1 protein-coding gene is annotated in these 1,565 nt (G+C 54.3%); it reads left to right on the plus strand.

The genetic code is table 11. From position 1 onward, the window contains the following. Positions 1-133: 133 nt before the first annotated feature. Positions 134-1,565: radical SAM protein (locus HWQ67_RS18090; RefSeq protein WP_218254091.1), on the plus strand; the 1,432-nt coding region annotated here is incomplete at its 3' end.

The following is a 1,565-nucleotide window of genomic DNA, read 5'->3' on the forward strand; positions in this document are numbered from 1 at the left end:
TCAGACCCACCCCGCAAGGGGGCCAGCCCCCTTGACCCCTTCCTTCTTGTTATAGCTACTTATGCTCGCTTACTTATGACATGATGACGACAGACAGATGTACTTGTCCGGGCGTGTTACAGGAGGCAAAAATATGAATGTCTTATCCAGACTCAAGGCCCTCATGACAAAGACAAGAGTCAATGAGCACGCAATCTCACAACTATACACGTCCTTCTCACTTCAACCACGACACCGCGCCCTCGACCCTCAATCCCTATGCCTATTCCACGAGGCAATCACTGCAAACCTGGCCATCGGCGATGCCCTGCTGGAGGCCGCCACCGGCACGGACGACACCGGCCTGCTCCTGGCTGCCGCTGAGACCTGTATCGTAGGGGCGAAATATGACCGGGCCATTGATATGCTCCAACTCGCACGGCGCCTCCAACCACAAGACCTCCGTATCACGGACTCGATATTCAGGGCAAGACACTATAAATCAACTGGCCGCCCCACCAGGCCAGGGCATGAGTTGGCGGCTTATTTCTGTTTCTTTCCGTTTGTGTACCTGAGCCTTACACGAGGGGGCGGTTGCTACTGCTGCTGTTCCAGTTGGCTGCCGACATCAATTGGCAACGCCTACGACAACGACTTCAATGCTGTGTGGAACTCTCCCGCCATAGAGGCCATAAGGGCGGGCATTATAGATGGTTCGTTTGCGTTCTGTGACAAGATGTCTTGCTATATGATAATGTTGAAACTACTGCCTGCCAGAGATTCGCTTGCTGCCTACATTGATGACAAGGTTCAATCCCTTGCCCCTGACATCAGAGAACACATACGTCGCACCGCCTCGGAGATACCGACTATGGGGACGGTTATACCCGTGAGGCCATTTTTCATAAACCTCGCCAACGACCCCCTCTGTAACCTCTACTGCCCATCTTGCCGACAGGACAAGATAATCCCCGATACCGCCGAACTTCGCCAGATAGAAGAGGTAACCGACAACGTGGTCATCCCACTGCTGAAAACGGCGGCAGTGGTTGAACTAAGCGGTGCAGGCGACCCCTTTGCCGCCAGGTCGTCCATGAGGCTCCTGACCGCTATCAACAACAACGACTTCCCGACCCTGAAGCTCGTCCTGATGACCAACGGCAACCTCCTGACCCCTGAACTCTGGCAACGCTTGGGAAACCTCGAAGGCAGGGTTGCAAGCATCAACATCTCCATCGACGCCGCAACGCAACACACATACAGCCTCCTGCGCAGGGGCGGCGATTTTAACACCGTCATAGCAAACGCACGCTTTGCAGGCCAACTCTACAGCCAGGGCAGGATCGGAAACCTCAAACTGTGCTACGTCATCCAGAAGGAAAACTTTACGGAGATGAAGGACTTCATCGCCCTGGCACGGGAAGTCGGGGCATCTCAGGTACACTTCCAGAACCTGGCCAACTTCACATTCACACAACAGCAGTATGCCGACAAGGCCGTACACCTGCCCACTCACCCACTGCACGCACAACTATTGGAAATCATCAAAGACCCTGTATTTGACGACCACATGGTCATCCTGGAGG

The sequence above is a fragment of the Candidatus Magnetobacterium casense genome, from assembly GCF_019173545.1.
Taxonomy (GTDB): domain Bacteria; phylum Nitrospirota; class Thermodesulfovibrionia; order Thermodesulfovibrionales; family Magnetobacteriaceae; genus Magnetobacterium; species Magnetobacterium cryptolimnobacter.